Source organism: Halosimplex rarum (genome assembly GCF_047715405.1).
Taxonomy (GTDB): domain Archaea; phylum Halobacteriota; class Halobacteria; order Halobacteriales; family Haloarculaceae; genus Halosimplex; species Halosimplex rarum.
Genome location: NZ_CP180412.1, coordinates 1796044 through 1811963, shown reverse-complemented (window position 1 = coordinate 1811963; position 15920 = coordinate 1796044). Strand labels below are relative to the sequence as shown.

Sequence of the window (15920 nt, the reverse complement as noted above, 5' to 3'; positions counted from 1 at the left end):
GGCGAGCCTTCCTCGGAGTGCAAACCATGGAAATCGAAATCGCAACTATCGGCGGCTACGAGGAAGTCGGCCGCCAGATGACCGCAGTTCGCGCAGGCGACGACGTCGTGGTGTTCGACATGGGCCTCAACCTCTCGAAGGTCCTCATCCACGACAACGTCGAGACCGAACGGATGCACAGCCTCGACTTGATCGACATGGGCGCGATCCCCGACGACCGCGTCATGTCCGACCTGGAGGGCGACGTGAAGGCCATCGTGCCGACGCACGGTCACCTCGACCACATCGGCGCCATCTCCAAACTGGCCCACCGCTACGACGCACCGATCGTCGCCACGCCCTTCACTATCGAGCTGGTCAAACAGCAGATCAAGAGCGAGGAGAAGTTCGGCGTCCAGAACGACCTCCAGAAGATGGAGGCCGGCGAGACGATGTCCATCGGGGACCAGAACGAACTCGAATTCGTCAACGTCACCCACTCGATCATCGACGCGATCAACCCGGTGCTACACACTCCCGAGGGCGCAATCGTCTACGGCCTCGACAAGCGGATGGACCACACGCCGGTCATCGGCGACCCCATCGACATGAAGCGCTTCCGCGAGATCGGTCGCGAGGGCGAGGGCGTCCTCTGTTACATCGAGGACTGCACGAACGCGGGCAAGAAGGGCCGCACGCCCTCCGAGTCCGTCGCTCGCCGTCACCTCAAAGACGTCATGTACAGCCTGGAGGACTACGACGGCGGCATCGTCGCGACGACGTTCTCCTCTCACATCGCTCGCGTCTCCTCGCTCGTCGAGTTCGCGGACGACATCGGACGCCAGCCCGTCCTGCTCGGCCGGTCGATGGAGAAGTACTCCGGCACCGCCGAGCGACTGGACTTCGTCGACTTCCCGGACGACCTGGGGATGTACGGCCACCGCAAGTCTGTCGACCGCACGTTCAAGCGGATCATGAACGAGGGCAAGGAGAACTTCCTGCCCATCGTGACGGGTCACCAGGGCGAACCGCGCGCGATGCTCACCCGCATGGGCCGCGGCGAGACGCCGTACGAACTGGACAACGGCGACAAGGTCATCTTCTCGGCGCGGGTCATCCCCGAGCCGACCAACGAGGGCCAGCGCTACCAATCCGAGAAACTGCTCGGCATGCAGGGCGCGCGCATCTACGACGACATCCACGTCTCCGGCCATCTCAACCGCGAGGGCCACTACGAGATGCTCGACGCACTCCAGCCCCAGAACGTCATCCCGGCCCACCAGGACATGTCCGGGTTCTCGGAGTACGTCAACCTCTGCGAGAGCCAGGGCTACAAGATGGGGCGCGACCTGCACGTCACGCGCAACGGCAACATGATCCAGCTGGTCGAGTAACATGAGCGGGCAGTCCCAGGCGGCCGTCGAGCGGGCCATCGTCGCGCGTCGAGAGCGCGTCAACGAGGCAATCGCGGAGGAACTCCCGATCGAGCACCCCGAGCGCCTCTACGAGGCGACGCGGTACCTGCTCGACGCGGGCGGGAAACGGCTCCGCCCGACCGTCCTGCTGCTGGTCGCGGAGTCGCTGGCTGACGTCGAACCCGACGCCGTCGACTACCGGTCGTTCCCGGTCGGCGACGACGCGGTCGACGTGATGAAAGCGGCGGTCAGCGTCGAGGTCATCCAGACGTTCACGCTCATCCACGACGACATCATGGACGACGACGACCTGCGGCGGGGCGTCCCGTCGGTCCACCGCGAGTACGACCTCTCGACGGCGATCCTCGCCGGGGACACGCTCTACTCGGAAGCCTTCCAGCAACTGCTCGAGACGGGCGCCGACCCCGAGCACACCAACGCGGCGGCGCTCGAACTCGCCACCACCTGCACGAAGATCTGCGAGGGCCAGTCGCTCGACATCGACTTCGAGTCGCGCGGCGCCGTCTCCACCGACGAGTACCTCGAGATGGTCGAACTGAAGACCGCCGTGCTGTACGCCGCGAGCGCCGCCATCGCCGCGATGCTACTCGGCGCAGACGAGGAGACCGTCGACTCGCTGTACGGCTACGGCCTCGACGTCGGCCGGGCCTTCCAGATCCAGGACGACCTGCTCGACCTGACGACGCCGAGCGAGAAACTCGGTAAACAGCGGGGATCCGACCTCGTCGAGGGCAAGCAGACCCTCATCACGCTCCACGCCCGCGAACAGGGCGTCGACGTGGACGATCTCGTCGAGACTGACTCCGTCGAGGCCGTCGACGAGGCCGAGATCGAGGCCGCCGTCGAGCGCCTCCGCGAGGTCGGCAGCATCGAGTACGCCCGCGAGACCGCCCGGGACCTCATCGCCAGCGGGAAGGACAACCTCCAGGTCCTCCCCGATAACGACTCGCGCGACCGCCTGGAAGACATCGCCGACTACCTCATCGAGCGCGAGTACTAGCTCGCATTCAGGTCGGTCTCTCGATTCTCTCGATTCTCTCGCTTTCTCCACCTCGCAGGATAGCCCCGGCTGTCGATGCGCGGACTGGTTCGGTCACGTCTCGGTCCACGAATCGAGCCCGTGGGCGTCCTCGAGGAGTTCCCCGAGCCGTCGGACGAACCGGGTCGCGGGTGCGCCGTCGACCACGTCGTGGTCGAACGTCACCGTGAGGTGAAGGAACTCGCGGTTCCGGACGTCCCCGTCGACGAGTCGCGGCTGCTCGCCGATGCCGCCGACGGTCACCTGCATCGTGTAGTTCGTCGGGCTGATCGCCCACCCGCCGCCGCGACCGAACATCCCCACGGAAGTCACTGCGACGGTCCCGGCCGTGTCCTTCCAGCGTCGGGGGAACCACTGCGGGAGCCGCCAGACGAGCCGTCGGACGGGCCCGGGGAGCCGGAGCGCCAGTTCGGCCCAGCGCGAGAGGTCCGTGGGGTCTGGCGACTCCTGCGCGGACCGGATCTCGTCGTGGAGCGACCGCAGTGACCGTCGATTCGCCCGGCGGAGGACGTGCGGGACGCCGATCCGCTCGCCGCGGATCTCCGTCTCGACGAGCACGTTCACGTCGACGTCGTCGAAGACGTGCACCCGTCCCCGCCAGTCGCGATACGCGTTGACGTAGGGGTGGTCGTCGACGGCTCGTGCGAGGCAGTTCACGACGAACGCGGTGAACGAGACGTCCTCGCCCTCCTCCGCTTCGATGGCCCGGATGGCCCTTCTCGCTTCGGTGACGTCGATCTCGACGAGACCGTGGACGTTGCTTCGTCGGCCCGCCGCGCGCATGTAATCGACCGTGCCGCGACGACGGGGTGAGAACGGTTCGATCCGTTCGCCTCGGTCGCCCATGCCACCCGTTGGTCGCGGCGAAACATACGTCTTGACTCCGCACGTACCGCCACTGGTGAGAGAGTAGCATGCGTACCGAAACGAGCGAGGGCGTCCAGACGGACTCGGTTCGGACGGCGATCGGGCGGCGCGACGCTGCTCGAATCGCACTCGTCGTCGCGGCCGCGCTCCTTTCGACGTATCACCTGTTGTTCAGACCCCGGCACAGACGCTGGGGCGCCACCGACGAAGAGGTGCGTCGGCGGCTCCCCGGCGACGGCGTCACGCCCGAACCCTGCGACGAGACCACGCGGGCCGTGACCATCGAAGCGTCCCCCGACGAGGTCTGGGCCTGGGTCGTGCAACTCGGTCAGGGACGCGGGGGCTTCTACAGCTACACCTGGCTCGAGAACATGGTCGGCGCGGGTATTCACAACGCCGACCGCGTCGACCCGGCGTTACAGCAGTTGCGAGCGGGCGATAGGATCCGGATGGTCCGACCGGACTATTGGCTCCAGAGTCCGACGACGTCGATGGTTGTCGAACGCGTCGACCCCCGCCGAACGCTCGTGCTCCGGGGCCACGACGGTGGAACGTGGACGTTTCACCTCGAACGGGTCGACGACGAGACGACGCGCTTTCTCGTGCGCGGGCGCAAGCCGGTTGCCCGGACCGCTCTCGGATACCTCGCTCGCTACGTCGGGTACGAACTGCCGCACTTCGTCATGGAACGCGGGATGATGCTCGGGATCAAGGCGCGGGCCGAACGCGCCGGTCGCGCGGCGTCGGTCTCGGACGGCGGCTAGATCGTCGCGCTGTCCGCATCTCCTCCGTCGTTCCGGCCCAGGAGCAGTCTCCCGCCGCGTATCAGCCCGCCGATGACGATCGAGACCAGGTAGTAAGTGAGTAGGTTGCCGACTTCCCAGAGGACCGGCCCCGGAACCGGAACGAACGGTTCGACCGCGTAGACTACCTGTTCGGTTACTCCGTTGTCGAAGAGGAACAGCGTCACCACGTAGGGAACGACGAACAGCCACCGGACGAGGGGGTGCACGTAGATGTCGACGACGTACTGCAGCGACCACGCGGCCGCGAGGAAGCCGAAGACGGCGAGGACCGCCTGCGACCGATACAGCGGGGTCGTCGTTGCGTCCCGCTCGCCGCGATCCCCGTCGTCGACACTGCGGGCACCTCCGCTGTCGCGGTCGACACTGTCGCCGTCGTGGCGGTCGACGCCGTCGTGGCGTTCGGCATCTCCGTCGCGCTCGTCTCTCCCGTCGAGATACGCGCCGAGTGTGCGAAGCGACGCGGGATCGCGGCCGAAGGCGGTCACGTCGTTGTCGCCGACGGTGTTGTCGAGGCGAAGCGACCGGTACTGGTCGGCGCCGAACGGTACGACGGGGACGAATCCGGCCAGCGTCAGACCGACTCGTGCGAGGGCCATCGGGACGGGGAGGACGACGGTCGACTTCCCCTCGGCGCGGTAGGCCGCGCGGGTCACGTCGGCGAGCGTCAGCACTTCGGGACCGCCGAGTTCGTACGTCCGGCCGACGTGGCGGTCCCCGGTCGCGCACTCGGCAAGCATCGGCGCGAGGTCGCCGACCCAGATCGGCTGGAAGCGGGTCGCGCCGCCGCCGGGGAGACCGGTCACGTACGGCGTCGTCAGGAGCTTCGTGAACCCGACGAACTCGCCGCCGTCGCCGAACACCACGGAGGGGCGGACGAGCGTCCAGTCCAGGTCGGAGGCGCGGACGACCTCCTCGGCGGCTCCCTTCGCCCGGAGGTACGCGGTCGAGCCGTCCGGATCGGCACCGAGGGCGCTCATCTGGACGAAGCGGTCGACGCCGATGTCCTCGGCGGCGGCGACGAGGTTCGCGGTGCCGCCGCGGTGGATCCGGTCGTGGGCCTCCCCTCCCTCGTCGGGTTCGAACAGCGGCGAGAGGGCGACGAGGTTGACCACTGCGTCGCGGCCGGCGACCGCGGCCGCGACTGACTCGCGGTCGGTCACGTCGCCCGCGACCGTCTCGACCGCGTTGGGGAGCGCCGCGTCTTCGGGATGCCGGGCCATCGCGGTCACGTCGTGGCCGCGGTCGGCGAGCGCTCGACAGAGTTCAGTGCCGACGAAGCCGGTGCCGCCGGCGACGAGGACGTTCATACCTCCGGATACGCTGCCTGCCGCCTTCACGACATTCGCTGGCGCCGGTGACAAGGGCTGTCGCGACCGACGAGGGGTGGCGAGGGGTGACCGCGCCCGATCAGAACGGGCCGCGTCCCTCGACTTCGGCCGCCGCGCGGCGGTAGTCCTCGAAGCGGTCGACGGCCCACGTCCGGAGGTCGGGGTCGGCGCCGTCGACGCAGGCCCGGAGGTGGCCGTCCGCGTCGTACGCGAGGACGAAGGTCCGCTCGTCGGTGACGGTCAGGCCGACGTCGACGGGGTCGTCGGTCTCGTAGAGGGTGACGGAGGGGACGGCGAGGACCGTCTCGAACTTCGGCGGGTTCCGTTCGCGTGCGGCCGCGACGCGGTCGGCGGGGAGGATCAGGTCCGTGCTCGCGCCGCGGCGGACGAGTTCGGCGTGTGGTCGCTCGAAGATGCGCGAGAGCACCGGCGAGAGCATTCGCACGCGGTCGGTGTCGAGTGACCGGACGGCGTCGACGTATCGCGTCACCGGTTCCTGGGGATGGTCCGGGTCGGCGGTGACGACCGTCGCGTCGGCGAGCCACGCGGGATCGGGCGCCTCGTCGCCGTCGGGGAGGTGGTCGTAGAACCCCGCGAGGTCGTCGATCCGGTCGATCCGGTCCAGACAGTCGGCGTATGCCTCGCGGACGAGGCGGCCGCGGGCCGTCAGGTGGTAGGCGCCGTCGTGCTTTTCGGCCCAGCCGCGGTCGGCGAACTGCGCGAGGTTGCGCTGGGCGCTCCTGCCGGAGACGCCGAGCGCGTCGGCCACGTCGCGGGGCGCGCACGGCTCCTCGGCGAGGTAGTCGAGCAGAGCGAGTCGGTCGGGTGACCCCGCGAGGAAGGCGACGACCTCCCGTGCCATGTCCGGGGGTGCGAGGGGGAGGCTGAAAACCCTACCGTCCGACGCGGTGTCCCGTCGCCGGCCCCAACCCAACGGGATTTTCACCCCCGGAATCGAACGCCCGGGTAATGGACGACGACGTACGCGAGCAGGCCGAGGAGGCCGCCGAGGTGAACGCGCTGTTCAACGCGCTGAAACACGACAGCGACGCGCAGGTCGGGGCCATCATGGGCCCGCTCATGGGCGAGAACCCGGAGTTCCGCGAGCACGGTGACGAGATGGCCGGGGTCGTGGCGCCCGTCGTCGAGCGGGTCAACGGGATGGACGCCGCGGAGAAGCGCGAGCGACTGGCCGAACTCGCCCCGGAGCGGGTCGAGGAACTCGACGCCGAGGAGGAGGAGGACGACCAGATCCTGCCGGACCTGCCGAACGCCGACCAGTACGACGAGGTACGGATGCGCCTGGCGCCCAACCCCAACGGACCGTGGCACCTCGGGAGCGCGCGGATGCCGGCGGTAATCGGGACCTACAAGGAGATGTACGACGGGTGGATGCTCTGCCGGTTCGACGACACCGACCCCGAGACCAAGCGGCCGGATCTGGACGCCTACGACGACATCCTCGACGCCATCGACTACCTCGGGTTCGAACCCGACGAGGTCATCAAGGCGAGCGACCGCCTCGATATCTACTACGACCACGCGCGAGAGCTAATCGACCTCGGCGGGGCCTACACCTGCTCGTGTTCCGGCGAGGCGTTCTCCGACATGAAAAACTCCGGCGAAGCCTGCCCGCACCGGGACAAGGACGTCGAGACGGTCAGCGAGGAGTTCGAGGACATGGTCGCCGGCGAGTACGCCAGCGGCGAGATGGTCCTGCGGGTCAAGACCGACATCGAGCACAAGAATCCGGCGCTCCGTGACTTCGTCGCGTTCCGGATGATCGACACGCCCCATCCCCGCGAGGAGGCCGCCGAGTACCGCTGCTGGCCGATGCTGGACTTCCAGAGCGGGATCGACGACCAGCTGACGGGGATCACGCACATCATCCGCGGGATCGACCTGCAGGACTCGGCGAAGCGCCAGGCGTTCGTCTACGACTACTTCGGGTGGGAGTACCCCGAGGTCGTCCACTGGGGGCACGTCCAGATCGACGCCTACGACGTGCCGATGAGCACGTCGACCATCATCGAGAAGATCGAAGCGGGCGAGCTGACGGGCTGGGACGACCCGCGCGCGCCCACCATCGCGAGCCTCCGACGGCGGGGCATCCGCGGCGAAGCCATCGTCGACGCGATGGCCGAACTCGGCACCTCCTCGTCGAACGTCGACCTCGCGATGTCGTCGATCTACGCGAACAACCGCGACCTGGTCGACGAGGAGACCGACCGCGCCTTCTTCGTCCGCGAGGAGGGGCCCGGAACGGATGGCGCCGTCGCGATGGCGATCTCGGGCGGGCCCGACGCCGGTGAACCGCTCGTCCACCCGAACCACGAGGACCGCGGTCGACGGCACGTGCCCGTCGGTGACGAGGTCGTGCTGGAAACGGGCGACGCGCCCGGGGAAGGCGAGCGGGTCTGGCTCAAGGGGTACGGCTGCGTCCGCGCGGAGGACGGCGAACTCGCCGCGACGGGCGACGACCTCGACGTGGTCCGGGACGGCGACGTGTCGGTGATCCACTGGGCGCCGGCTGCGGGGCCGCGCCTGCGCCTGCGGACGATGGACGGCGACGTGACCGGGGTCGCCGAGCCAGGCGTCGTCGAGTACGACGAGGGCGCGCTGCTCCAGTTCGAACGTGTCGGATTCGCCCGGCTGGACGACCTCGACGCCGATCCGGCGGTCGCGTACTACACGCACCCGTAATCGGTCGGTCTCCCTGCGTTCGGCCGAGTGTCGGCCGACGACCGGGCCGCCGTGCGAGCGACTGCGGTCGCTTCGAGGTGCGACTTCTCGGTCGGCTGGTGGGTTTCGAAGAGGTGTCGCCTCATAGAACAGTTTTTTCCGTCGTCTCTCTGTAGTGGAACGTGTGGCTCTCGAACAGTTGCGGCATGATGTGTCATGCTGACCCCCTATCCCGCGGGCCGGTATAATTCACGGACGTTGTCTATATGAGCGTCATCGCCGAGATTAGCATTCCAGCGACGGAGTTCGAGTTGGGACGTATCATGGACGTCTCCCGGTCGGGGACGGTCGAACTGGAGTCGCTCGTCCCGACCGGGGAGCGGGCGGTGCCGTTCTTCTGGGTCTACGACGCGGACTTCGAGGCGTTCGAGGCGACGGTCGCCAGGAACGAGTCGGTCAGCAATCTCGTCCAGATCGACACCTACGACGACCGCGTCCTCTACACGTTCGAGTGGTCCGTCGAGAACGACGCCGTCTTCCGGGCTATCAGGGGCGTGAACGCTTACATCCTCAACGCGACCGGCACCGACGGTTCCTGGCGCTTCGAACTGCGCTTTCCGTCGCACGACGCAATGTCGACCTTCCGCGAGCGCTGCCGCGACGACGGAGTCGGATTCGAGGTCATCCGCGTGTACAACCCGAACGACCCCGACCTCGGCCCGTGGTTCGGTCTGACGGAGCGACAGCGCGAGGCGATCGTCCTCGCAGTGGAGAAGGGATACTACGACATTCCGCGCAGCTGCACGACCGTCGAGTTGGCCGAGGCCCTGGGCATCTCCGACCAGGCGGTCACCGAGCGACTCCGTCGGGCGATAGTCAGACTCACGACCAACACTATCCTCACCTCGGCCGAGAATTGAGAGACGCGAGCGGGACCGACCGTGGCCGGGCATCGGGACGCCGCCGTCTCCGGTGACTACGACGTCGCGGTATCCCGTGACTGCGGTGCCGCGGTATCCGTCGACCGCTCCCGGGACGGTTCGACGGGTTCGGCTGCTCGGGGCGGCGATCCGCTGGAGTACGGAGGTTCGGCTGGGACAACCTTTACGTGTGCCGGACCGGTCAGACTAGGTACCATGGCCATCGATCCCGAGTTCGAGAACAACCGCGAGGTCGTCGAGGAACACGAGGGGCACAAGGTCTGGGGCCCCGTCGAGGAACCCGAGACGCTGGGCATCCACGGGACCCACGTCGCCGTCGACTTCGACATCTGCCTCGCCGACGGCGCCTGTCTGGAAGACTGCCCGGTCGACGTCTTCGAGTGGGTCGACACCCCGGACCACCCCGAGAGCGAGATCAAGGCCGACCCGGCCCACGAGGACCAGTGCATCGACTGCATGCTCTGCGTCGACGTCTGTCCGGTCGACGCCATCGACGTCGACCCCGGTCGCGCCGGCCGCATCTGACGCCGTCGGACCCGTCGATGGCCGTTTTGTAGTTTTCTAAACAACTCTCCCGCCGAGCGACTGCTCCGCGCCGATCGCCCGTCACGACGGCGAGATGCGTCCCAGAATCGAGGTTTTGATGGACGAAAAACTTACCCATTGTCCGTTCGGTTACCAATGTGTGTGATAACACTATGCACAGTGTCGTACTGACGAAAGGCGTCCCCGACTTCAGGGAAGGCCAGGTCTCCTTCGACGAAGACGGCCACCTGGAGCGGGGGAAGACGCCGACGGTGATGAACCCCAACGACAAGCACGCGCTCAGGGCGGCGCTGCAGACGAAGGTCCGCAAAGGGGGGACGGTATCGCTGATGAGTATGGGTCCGCCGGGCTACATGGAAGTCCTTCAGGAGGGAATGCGGGACGTCTACGCTGACGATCTGTATCTCCTCTCGGACCGCGAGATGGGTGCGGCGGACACGTGGGCGACCGCGATGACCGCCGCGACCGGTATCCAGAAGCTCGACGAGCCGCCGGACCTGGTGTTCGCCGGCTTCAAGACCGCCGACGGGGAGACCGGCCACACCGGGCCCCAGACCGACTGGTGTCTCGACATGCCGCTGGTCACTCACGTCATCTCGCTCGACATCGACGAGGACGAGGGGATCCTGCGGGCGAAGCGCCTCGTCGAGGGCGACGTCGAGGAGATCGAGACGGTCGAGGCGCCGCTCCCGGCGTTCGTCGTCGCCGACCCGGAGTTCGAACCGACCTACCGGAAGGCCGAACACCGGCTGAAACACAAGGACCTGCGCGAGCAGACCCGGGAGCGCGCCGACGAGTTCGGCGAGTACATCGACGACGACACCGATCTCGACGTCGCCGAGTACGACCGCTTCACGATGTGGAACCACGCGGCGCTCAACCTCGACCCCGACTACATCGGTCTCGACGGCTCGCCGACCATCGTCGCCGGCGTCGACCCGATCCCGAAGGCCCCCTCCGAACGCGAGGCCACGGTGGTCGACCCGAGCGACGACGCCGGGATGGAACAGGTCGTCGAGGAACTCGCGCCCTACGCGGGGGGTGACTGACCGTGCCGGAGATAGACCCGACCGAACACGAGATCGCCGAGCTCGGCCCGAAGATCAAAGACGTCGACGACGCCGACGAGTTGCGGGAGATGCTGGAACTCGAGGAGAGCGGCGAGGACCGCGTGCCGGTCAAGACCCTGATCGAGGACCGCATCGAGAAGGTCGAGGGCGAGGACGAGGAGATCGACCCCCAGACCGTCGATCTGGATGACCTCACTGTCGCCGACATCGCCAACCTCGTCCGTGATATCGACGACGTGGGGGTCCTCGAAGACCTGCTCGAACGCGAGGAGGCGGGCCAGGACCGCAAGACCGCGAAGGGGCAGATCGAGGACAGAATCGAGTCCATCGAGGGCAGCGACGACGAGGAGGGCGAGGAACTGGAGTACGTCCCGCCCGAGGAGAAACACCCCGACCTCGACCACCCCACGAACGAAAAGCAGTGGGTGGAGAACATCGACGACGGCTCCTACCGGGACATGTGGGTCTACTGCGAGACCCAGCACGGCGAACTCATCGACGTGTCGCTGGAGATGCTCGGGAAGGCCCGCCAGTTGATGGACGAGTACAACCAGGAGTACGGCGGGGACGAAGACGGGAATCCCGAGGACGTCGTCGCCGTGCTCATCGGTGACTCTGTCGGTGATCTGACCGAGCAGGCCGTCGAGTACGGCGCCGACCGGGTCGTCTACCACGAGGACGACCGGCTGGAGCGGTTCAGGCACACGCCCTACACGGAGATCTTCTGCTCGATGGCGCGGGCCGGCGGGCAGGTCGCCGACGAGGACCAGGAGGACGTCGACTGGAAAGAGTACGACGAACCCCGGTACACGGTGTTCCCGGCGACGAACAACGGCCGGGACCTCTCGGCGCTGGTGCAGGGCGAACTCGACTCCGGGCTGGCCTCGGACTGCTCGGGGCTGTACATCGAGGACGCGATGATCTCGAACCCGGCGAAGACGGGCAAGCCCGGCGACAGCAAGGAGTTCGACCGTATCCTCCACATGAAGCGGCCGGACTTCTCCGGGTTCGAGTACTCGACGATCCTCTGTATCGACAAGCCGTTCCGCGACTTCCACCCGCAGGGCGCGTCGGTCATCCCGGGGAGCTTCGAGATCCCGGAGGCCGACCCCGAACGGGAAGGCGAGGTGATCGAGCACGAGATGGACCTGGACGACGACTGGTTCCAGGTCGAGGTGACGGAGTTCGACACCCTCGACAGCGGCATCGACCTCACGGGTCACGACGTGGTCGTCGCGATAGGCCGGGGCATCGGCGATTCGCCTACCGAGGGGATCGAACTCGGCCTCGACCTCGTCGAGGCGTTCGACGACGCCGCGTTCGGTCTCTCGCGCGGAGTGATCACCTCCTCGTACAACTTCGAGGGCCACGTCGAACAGTACGTCGGCGAGGACCGCCAGATCGGCGAGTCCGGGCAGGTGGTCGAACCCGACGTGTACGTCGCCGCGGGCATCTCCGGGGCGATCCAGCACAAGGTCGGGATGGACGAGTCCGACACGATCATCGCGATCAACACCGACCCCGAGGCGGACATCCGCGGCTTCTCGGACTACTTCATCGAGGGCGACCTCTTCGAGGTGCTCCCCCGCTTGACCGAGGCGGTCGAATCGGGCGAACTGGCGGCGGCACTCGCGGAGGCGAGCGACGACTGACCATGACAGACGACTACGAACACTACGAAGCGGTCGTGGTCGGCGCCGGCCCGGGCGGCGCGGCCGCGGCCGCCACGCTGGCACGCAACGGTATCGAGACGCTGGTCCTGGAACGGGGCGTGGACGCCGGGTCGAAGAACGTCTCCGGCGGCCTCCTCTACGCGGAGGAGTCCTCGCCGTACACCGTCGACGAACTGTTCCCCGGCTTCCGCGAGGAAGCCACCGACCGGGAGGTCACCGACCACTACATCCACAACGTCGCCGGGCGGAACGTGAAGACGTTCGACCTGCACGACCTGCACCACCACGACACCGAGTGGGCGGACTCGGTCCTGCGGCGGAAGATGGACTCGTGGCTCGCCCGCGAAGTCCACGAGATGACCCGCGAGACCGGCGGCGGCCTCCTCACCGAGGTCCGCGTCAACGGTCTGCTCCGCGAGGGCGCCGAGATCGTCGGCGTCACCTGCGACGAGATCGACCCGATCACGGCCGACGTGATCATCGCGGCCGACGGCGTTAACTCCGAACTGGCTCGCGACGCGGGGCTGATGGACTGGGAGGAGCCGGACGAGTGGTTCCAGGGTGTCAAGGCGGTCGTCGATATGCCCGAGGGCGCCATCGAGGACCGCTTCGACGTCGCGGAGAGCGAGGGCGTCGCCCACCTGTTCTCGGGCGATCTCTTCCAGGGCGTCCGCGGCGGCGGCTTCCTCTACACGAACGACCAGTCCCTCTCCGTCGGGACCGTCTTCCACCTCGACTCCATCGCGAACGAGCGCGCGGAACCGCAGGAACTGCTCGACAACCTGCTGACTCACCCGCTACTCGCCGACTGGATCGGCGACGAGTACACCGAACTGGAGTACTCGGCGAAGCTCGTCCCGGACTCGAAGAAGGTGGCCCACCCGTCGCCGTATCGCGACAGGCTCCTCCTCGTCGGGGACGCCGCCGGGCAGATGCAGGCCCAGGGGCCGATCATCAAGGGGATGAACCACGCCGTCACCGCGGGCGCGCTCGCGGCCGAGGCGTTCGTCGACGCCAAGTCCCGCGGCGATACGGGCGCAGCGGGCGAGCGCTACGTCACGAAGCTTGAGAACGAGGGCGTGATGGACAAACTCCGGCCGACGCGGTACAAGACGCTGGGTCGACTCGGCGAGGTCGGTCCCGTCGCGTCGGCGATGAACGCCGTGACCGACTCCGTGGTCGGTCGCACGGCCATCTCCGCGCTCGGCGACCGGGCGGAGACCCTGTTCAACTCCCCGTTCCTCATGGGGATGCTCCCCGACACGCGGATGGGCTACGTCACCGTCCCCACCGTGATCGCCGAGGAACTCGGTGCGCCCGTCGAGGGCGAATCGACGGTCGAACCCCCGGAACTCGACGACCGCATCGGGGAACTGACGTACGACGTCGACCAGGGCAACCCCCACATCGAACTCAGGGACAACTCCTACGAGGCGAGCGGGACGGCCGTGACGGCCTGCCCCGTCAGCGCGGAGGACTTCGGCGGCGGCTGCTACCGCGACGAGTACGTCGGGACGAACGGCACCGAGGAGCACGTCGTCAGCCTCGACACCCAGCCCTGCGTCGAGTGCGGCACCTGCGCCGTCGTCGCCGACACCGACTGGACGCACCCGCGCGGCGGCAAGGGCGTCGAGTACAAGGAGGGCTGAACCGCCCTCGACTCGCCATGGCCTCACAGTACAGCGACCGCATCGAGGACCTCGCCGCCGAGGCAGCGAGCGCCCGCGAGTCGTTCGACCCGCCGACCGACCCACCGGACGCCGAGCGCGCGATGGCGTTCTGCCGGGAGGGCGTCGGCGAGGCCGTCGCCGTCTACGTGGACGCCCGTAGCGGCGAATGGGACCGCTTCGGCGAGGAGGAGTTCGCCCGCCTCGAACGGGCGATGAACGACTACCTCGAACTGTACGCCCGCTGCTACGGCGTCGAACTCGACGCCGACTACTCCGTGAGGACGGCCGCCGAGGCCCTGATCGACACGCACAACGTCGCCGACGTGGCCCGGATCCTGACCAACGTCCCCGAACGTACCGACGAGCGGGCGGCATACGGCTGATCTGAGTTCTCTCGCCGATCCGTCGCCGCCCAACCCGCCCGACCGGCTCGACGCGCCGTGTTTTACCCGATCAACCGTGACAAACGATAAGTGTCGTGGCGTGGTACCGATACCCATGGAGCTCACAGCCGAACTCTCGTTCGACCACGACGACCGGCGAGACATCTACGACTACGTCGAGCGACACGGGTCGGTGAAGCCGGGGAAGGCCCGGCGGGCGCTGGAGATGGAACCGCGGGCGTTCGGCCACCACGTCGCCATCCTGAAGCGCGACGGCGTGTTGCTGGAGTCGGAGGGCGAGTTGCGCATCGCCTACGAGGACGAACTCGAGGAGGAGTTCAGCTCTGACGGGGTTCAGGTGACGATCCGCCGCGCCCGCGAGGAGGACCTGACCGGCCTCGTCGGGGTGATCCGGCAGGCCATCGGCGACGGGACGTACGTCGACGCGGAGACGGTCGCCGACGTGATCGACCACGAGGAGGTGCTCCTACGGCACAACGAACTCCAGTCGCGGGTGTTCTTCGTCGCCACCGTCGAGGACGACGTCGTCGGCTGGGTGAACCTCAACACGAACGAGACGGAGAAACTGGACCACACTGCCGAACTCACTGTGGGCGTCCTCGAACAGTACCGCGGCCACGGCATCGGGAGCGAACTCCTCGAACGCGGCCTCCAGTGGGCCACCGACAACGGCTACGAGAAGATCTACAACAGCGTCCCCGACTCGAACGAGGCCGCCATCGAGTTCCTGAAGGCCCACGGCTGGGAGGTCGAGGCGGTCCGCGAGGACCACTACAAGTACGACGGCGAGTACCTCGACGAGGTCATGCTGGCGACGGCACCGTGAGGGCGGCGCAGAATCGCCTGGAGGGCGCTTGTTCCCGGTATATCCGTGGTGGACCTGGTACACCACCGTGTCCGTTTTTCACTCGTTCTCCCGATTGCTCACGTAATGACAGGTGGCGAAGGCGACGGACTCGACGCGGCCTTCGAACTGCTCGCCGATCGGCGTCGGCGTGCGGTGATCGACGTGCTCCGGAGCGCCCCTCGCAGCTCGCTGGAACTCCCGGCACTCGTCGACGGCGTCGCGGCGAAGACCGACGAGGACGCCGCGACTGTGGCATCGGACCTCTACCACGGCCACCTCCCCAAACTCGCCGCCGCCGGCGTGATCGACTTCGACGAGGAGACCCGCGTCGTCGACTACGACTCGGCGCCCCTGCTCGAACGCTGTCTCGACGTCGCCGAGACCCATCGTTCGGACCGCTGGGTCCGTCGATGCTCGGAGTAAGAGGGGCTGCCCGCGCTGTTCCCGGGCGAGCGGTTCTCACGGCCAGGCGTCCTCGTATCCGTCGAGCGGGTCGGCGACGACGCCGTCCTGTCTGGCGATCACCCGCGCGTGCCCCGCGCACACGAGGCGGTTGTCCGCCCAGGGGATGTGCAACTCGACGACCGCCGCGGCGTCGCAGTCTTCCTCCGCGCACTCGGCCATGCGCTCAC

The 15920-nt window shown here is 67.6% G+C and carries 15 protein-coding genes and 1 pseudogene; 12 read left to right on the top strand and 4 right to left on the bottom strand.

All coding sequences use genetic code 11. The features are described 5' to 3' along the window. The first annotated feature begins 26 nt into the window (after nt 1-26). Nucleotides 27-1373 carry an RNase J family beta-CASP ribonuclease gene (locus ACMGFH_RS08815; RefSeq protein ID WP_415382648.1) on the top strand — a complete coding sequence of 449 codons (1347 nt, stop codon included), beginning with the start codon at nt 27-29 and terminating at the stop codon, nt 1371-1373. A gap of 1 nt (nt 1374) precedes the next feature. After that, nucleotides 1375-2415, top strand: coding sequence for a geranylfarnesyl diphosphate synthase (idsA3, locus tag ACMGFH_RS08810; protein ID WP_415382647.1), 1041 nt, complete (start codon nt 1375-1377; stop codon nt 2413-2415). A 93-nt stretch (nt 2416-2508) separates the two neighbouring features. Here idsA3 and ACMGFH_RS08805 read toward each other — a convergent pair whose 3' ends face one another. Next, on the bottom strand, nt 2509-3300 hold the full coding sequence (locus ACMGFH_RS08805) for a 2-oxo acid dehydrogenase subunit E2 (RefSeq protein ID WP_415382646.1): 792 nt from the start codon (nt 3298-3300) through the stop codon (nt 2509-2511). A 68-nt stretch (nt 3301-3368) separates the two neighbouring features. On the opposite strand from ACMGFH_RS08805, the gene ACMGFH_RS08800 reads away from it, so the two are divergent. Next, nucleotides 3369-4085: a hypothetical protein gene (locus ACMGFH_RS08800; protein ID WP_415382645.1), complete on the top strand. Its 717-nt coding sequence runs from the start codon at nt 3369-3371 to the stop codon at nt 4083-4085. A 473-nt stretch (nt 4086-4558) separates the two neighbouring features. Here the strand turns inward: ACMGFH_RS08800 and ACMGFH_RS08795 are convergent. Continuing rightward, nucleotides 4559-5434 (bottom strand): annotated as a pseudogene (locus ACMGFH_RS08795) (complex I NDUFA9 subunit family protein); the annotation flags it as partial. A gap of 100 nt (nt 5435-5534) precedes the next feature. Next, nucleotides 5535-6317: a helix-turn-helix transcriptional regulator gene (locus tag ACMGFH_RS08790; protein WP_415382644.1), complete on the bottom strand. Its 783-nt coding sequence runs from the start codon at nt 6315-6317 to the stop codon at nt 5535-5537. 107 nt (nt 6318-6424) lie between these two features. Between ACMGFH_RS08790 and ACMGFH_RS08785 the strand changes: the two genes are divergently transcribed. From ACMGFH_RS08785 to ACMGFH_RS08745, 9 genes are all read left to right on the top strand, one after another. Then, entirely contained in the window at nt 6425-8158 is a 1734-nt protein-coding gene (locus ACMGFH_RS08785; RefSeq protein WP_415382643.1) for a glutamate--tRNA ligase, read from the top strand. Nucleotides 8159-8403: 245 nt separating this feature from the next. Further along, nucleotides 8404-9057: a helix-turn-helix domain-containing protein gene (locus ACMGFH_RS08780; protein ID WP_415382642.1), complete on the top strand. Its 654-nt coding sequence runs from the start codon at nt 8404-8406 to the stop codon at nt 9055-9057. Between the two features lie 216 nt (nt 9058-9273). Next, nucleotides 9274-9603: a ferredoxin family protein gene (locus tag ACMGFH_RS08775; RefSeq protein ID WP_415382641.1), complete on the top strand. Its 330-nt coding sequence runs from the start codon at nt 9274-9276 to the stop codon at nt 9601-9603. A 173-nt stretch (nt 9604-9776) separates the two neighbouring features. Then, a complete protein-coding gene (locus ACMGFH_RS08770; protein WP_415382640.1) occupies nt 9777-10673 on the top strand; it encodes an electron transfer flavoprotein subunit beta/FixA family protein in 897 nt (298 codons plus the stop codon). 2 nt (nt 10674-10675) lie between these two features. After that, nucleotides 10676-12346: an electron transfer flavoprotein subunit alpha/FixB family protein gene (locus ACMGFH_RS08765; RefSeq protein WP_415382639.1), complete on the top strand. Its 1671-nt coding sequence runs from the start codon at nt 10676-10678 to the stop codon at nt 12344-12346. A gap of 2 nt (nt 12347-12348) precedes the next feature. Beyond that, entirely contained in the window at nt 12349-14016 is a 1668-nt protein-coding gene (locus tag ACMGFH_RS08760) for an FAD-dependent monooxygenase (RefSeq protein WP_415382637.1), read from the top strand. Nucleotides 14017-14033: 17 nt separating this feature from the next. Next, nucleotides 14034-14420 (top strand): hypothetical protein, encoded by a 387-nt coding sequence (locus tag ACMGFH_RS08755; RefSeq protein WP_415382635.1) that lies wholly within the window; start codon nt 14034-14036, stop codon nt 14418-14420. 115 nt (nt 14421-14535) lie between these two features. Further along, nucleotides 14536-15267 (top strand): GNAT family N-acetyltransferase, encoded by a 732-nt coding sequence (locus tag ACMGFH_RS08750; RefSeq protein ID WP_415382633.1) that lies wholly within the window; start codon nt 14536-14538, stop codon nt 15265-15267. Nucleotides 15268-15372: 105 nt separating this feature from the next. After that, nucleotides 15373-15711 (top strand): hypothetical protein, encoded by a 339-nt coding sequence (locus ACMGFH_RS08745; protein WP_415382631.1) that lies wholly within the window; start codon nt 15373-15375, stop codon nt 15709-15711. A gap of 36 nt (nt 15712-15747) precedes the next feature. Here ACMGFH_RS08745 and ACMGFH_RS08740 read toward each other — a convergent pair whose 3' ends face one another. Continuing rightward, the gene (locus ACMGFH_RS08740; RefSeq protein ID WP_415382629.1) at nt 15748-15912 is read right to left on the bottom strand and encodes a hypothetical protein; all 165 of its coding nucleotides are present in this window, start codon (nt 15910-15912) and stop codon (nt 15748-15750) included. Nucleotides 15913-15920 lie beyond the last annotated feature (8 nt).

Bases quoted from the DNA above. Each gene is read 5' to 3' on its own strand.
- ACMGFH_RS08815 (WP_415382648.1), top strand. From the start codon at position 27: ATGGAAATCGAAATCGCAACTATCGGCGGCTACGAGGAAGTCGGCCGC.
- idsA3 (WP_415382647.1), top strand. From the start codon at position 1,375: ATGAGCGGGCAGTCCCAGGCGGCCGTCGAGCGGGCCATCGTCGCGCGT.
- ACMGFH_RS08805 (WP_415382646.1), bottom strand. From the start codon at position 3,300: ATGGGCGACCGAGGCGAACGGATCGAACCGTTCTCACCCCGTCGTCGC.
- ACMGFH_RS08800 (WP_415382645.1), top strand. From the start codon at position 3,369: ATGCGTACCGAAACGAGCGAGGGCGTCCAGACGGACTCGGTTCGGACG.
- ACMGFH_RS08790 (WP_415382644.1), bottom strand. From the start codon at position 6,317: ATGGCACGGGAGGTCGTCGCCTTCCTCGCGGGGTCACCCGACCGACTC.
- ACMGFH_RS08785 (WP_415382643.1), top strand. From the start codon at position 6,425: ATGGACGACGACGTACGCGAGCAGGCCGAGGAGGCCGCCGAGGTGAAC.
- ACMGFH_RS08780 (WP_415382642.1), top strand. From the start codon at position 8,404: ATGAGCGTCATCGCCGAGATTAGCATTCCAGCGACGGAGTTCGAGTTG.
- ACMGFH_RS08775 (WP_415382641.1), top strand. From the start codon at position 9,274: ATGGCCATCGATCCCGAGTTCGAGAACAACCGCGAGGTCGTCGAGGAA.
- ACMGFH_RS08770 (WP_415382640.1), top strand. From the start codon at position 9,777: ATGCACAGTGTCGTACTGACGAAAGGCGTCCCCGACTTCAGGGAAGGC.
- ACMGFH_RS08760 (WP_415382637.1), top strand. From the start codon at position 12,349: ATGACAGACGACTACGAACACTACGAAGCGGTCGTGGTCGGCGCCGGC.
- ACMGFH_RS08755 (WP_415382635.1), top strand. From the start codon at position 14,034: ATGGCCTCACAGTACAGCGACCGCATCGAGGACCTCGCCGCCGAGGCA.
- ACMGFH_RS08750 (WP_415382633.1), top strand. From the start codon at position 14,536: ATGGAGCTCACAGCCGAACTCTCGTTCGACCACGACGACCGGCGAGAC.
- ACMGFH_RS08745 (WP_415382631.1), top strand. From the start codon at position 15,373: ATGACAGGTGGCGAAGGCGACGGACTCGACGCGGCCTTCGAACTGCTC.
- ACMGFH_RS08740 (WP_415382629.1), bottom strand. From the start codon at position 15,912: ATGGCCGAGTGCGCGGAGGAAGACTGCGACGCCGCGGCGGTCGTCGAG.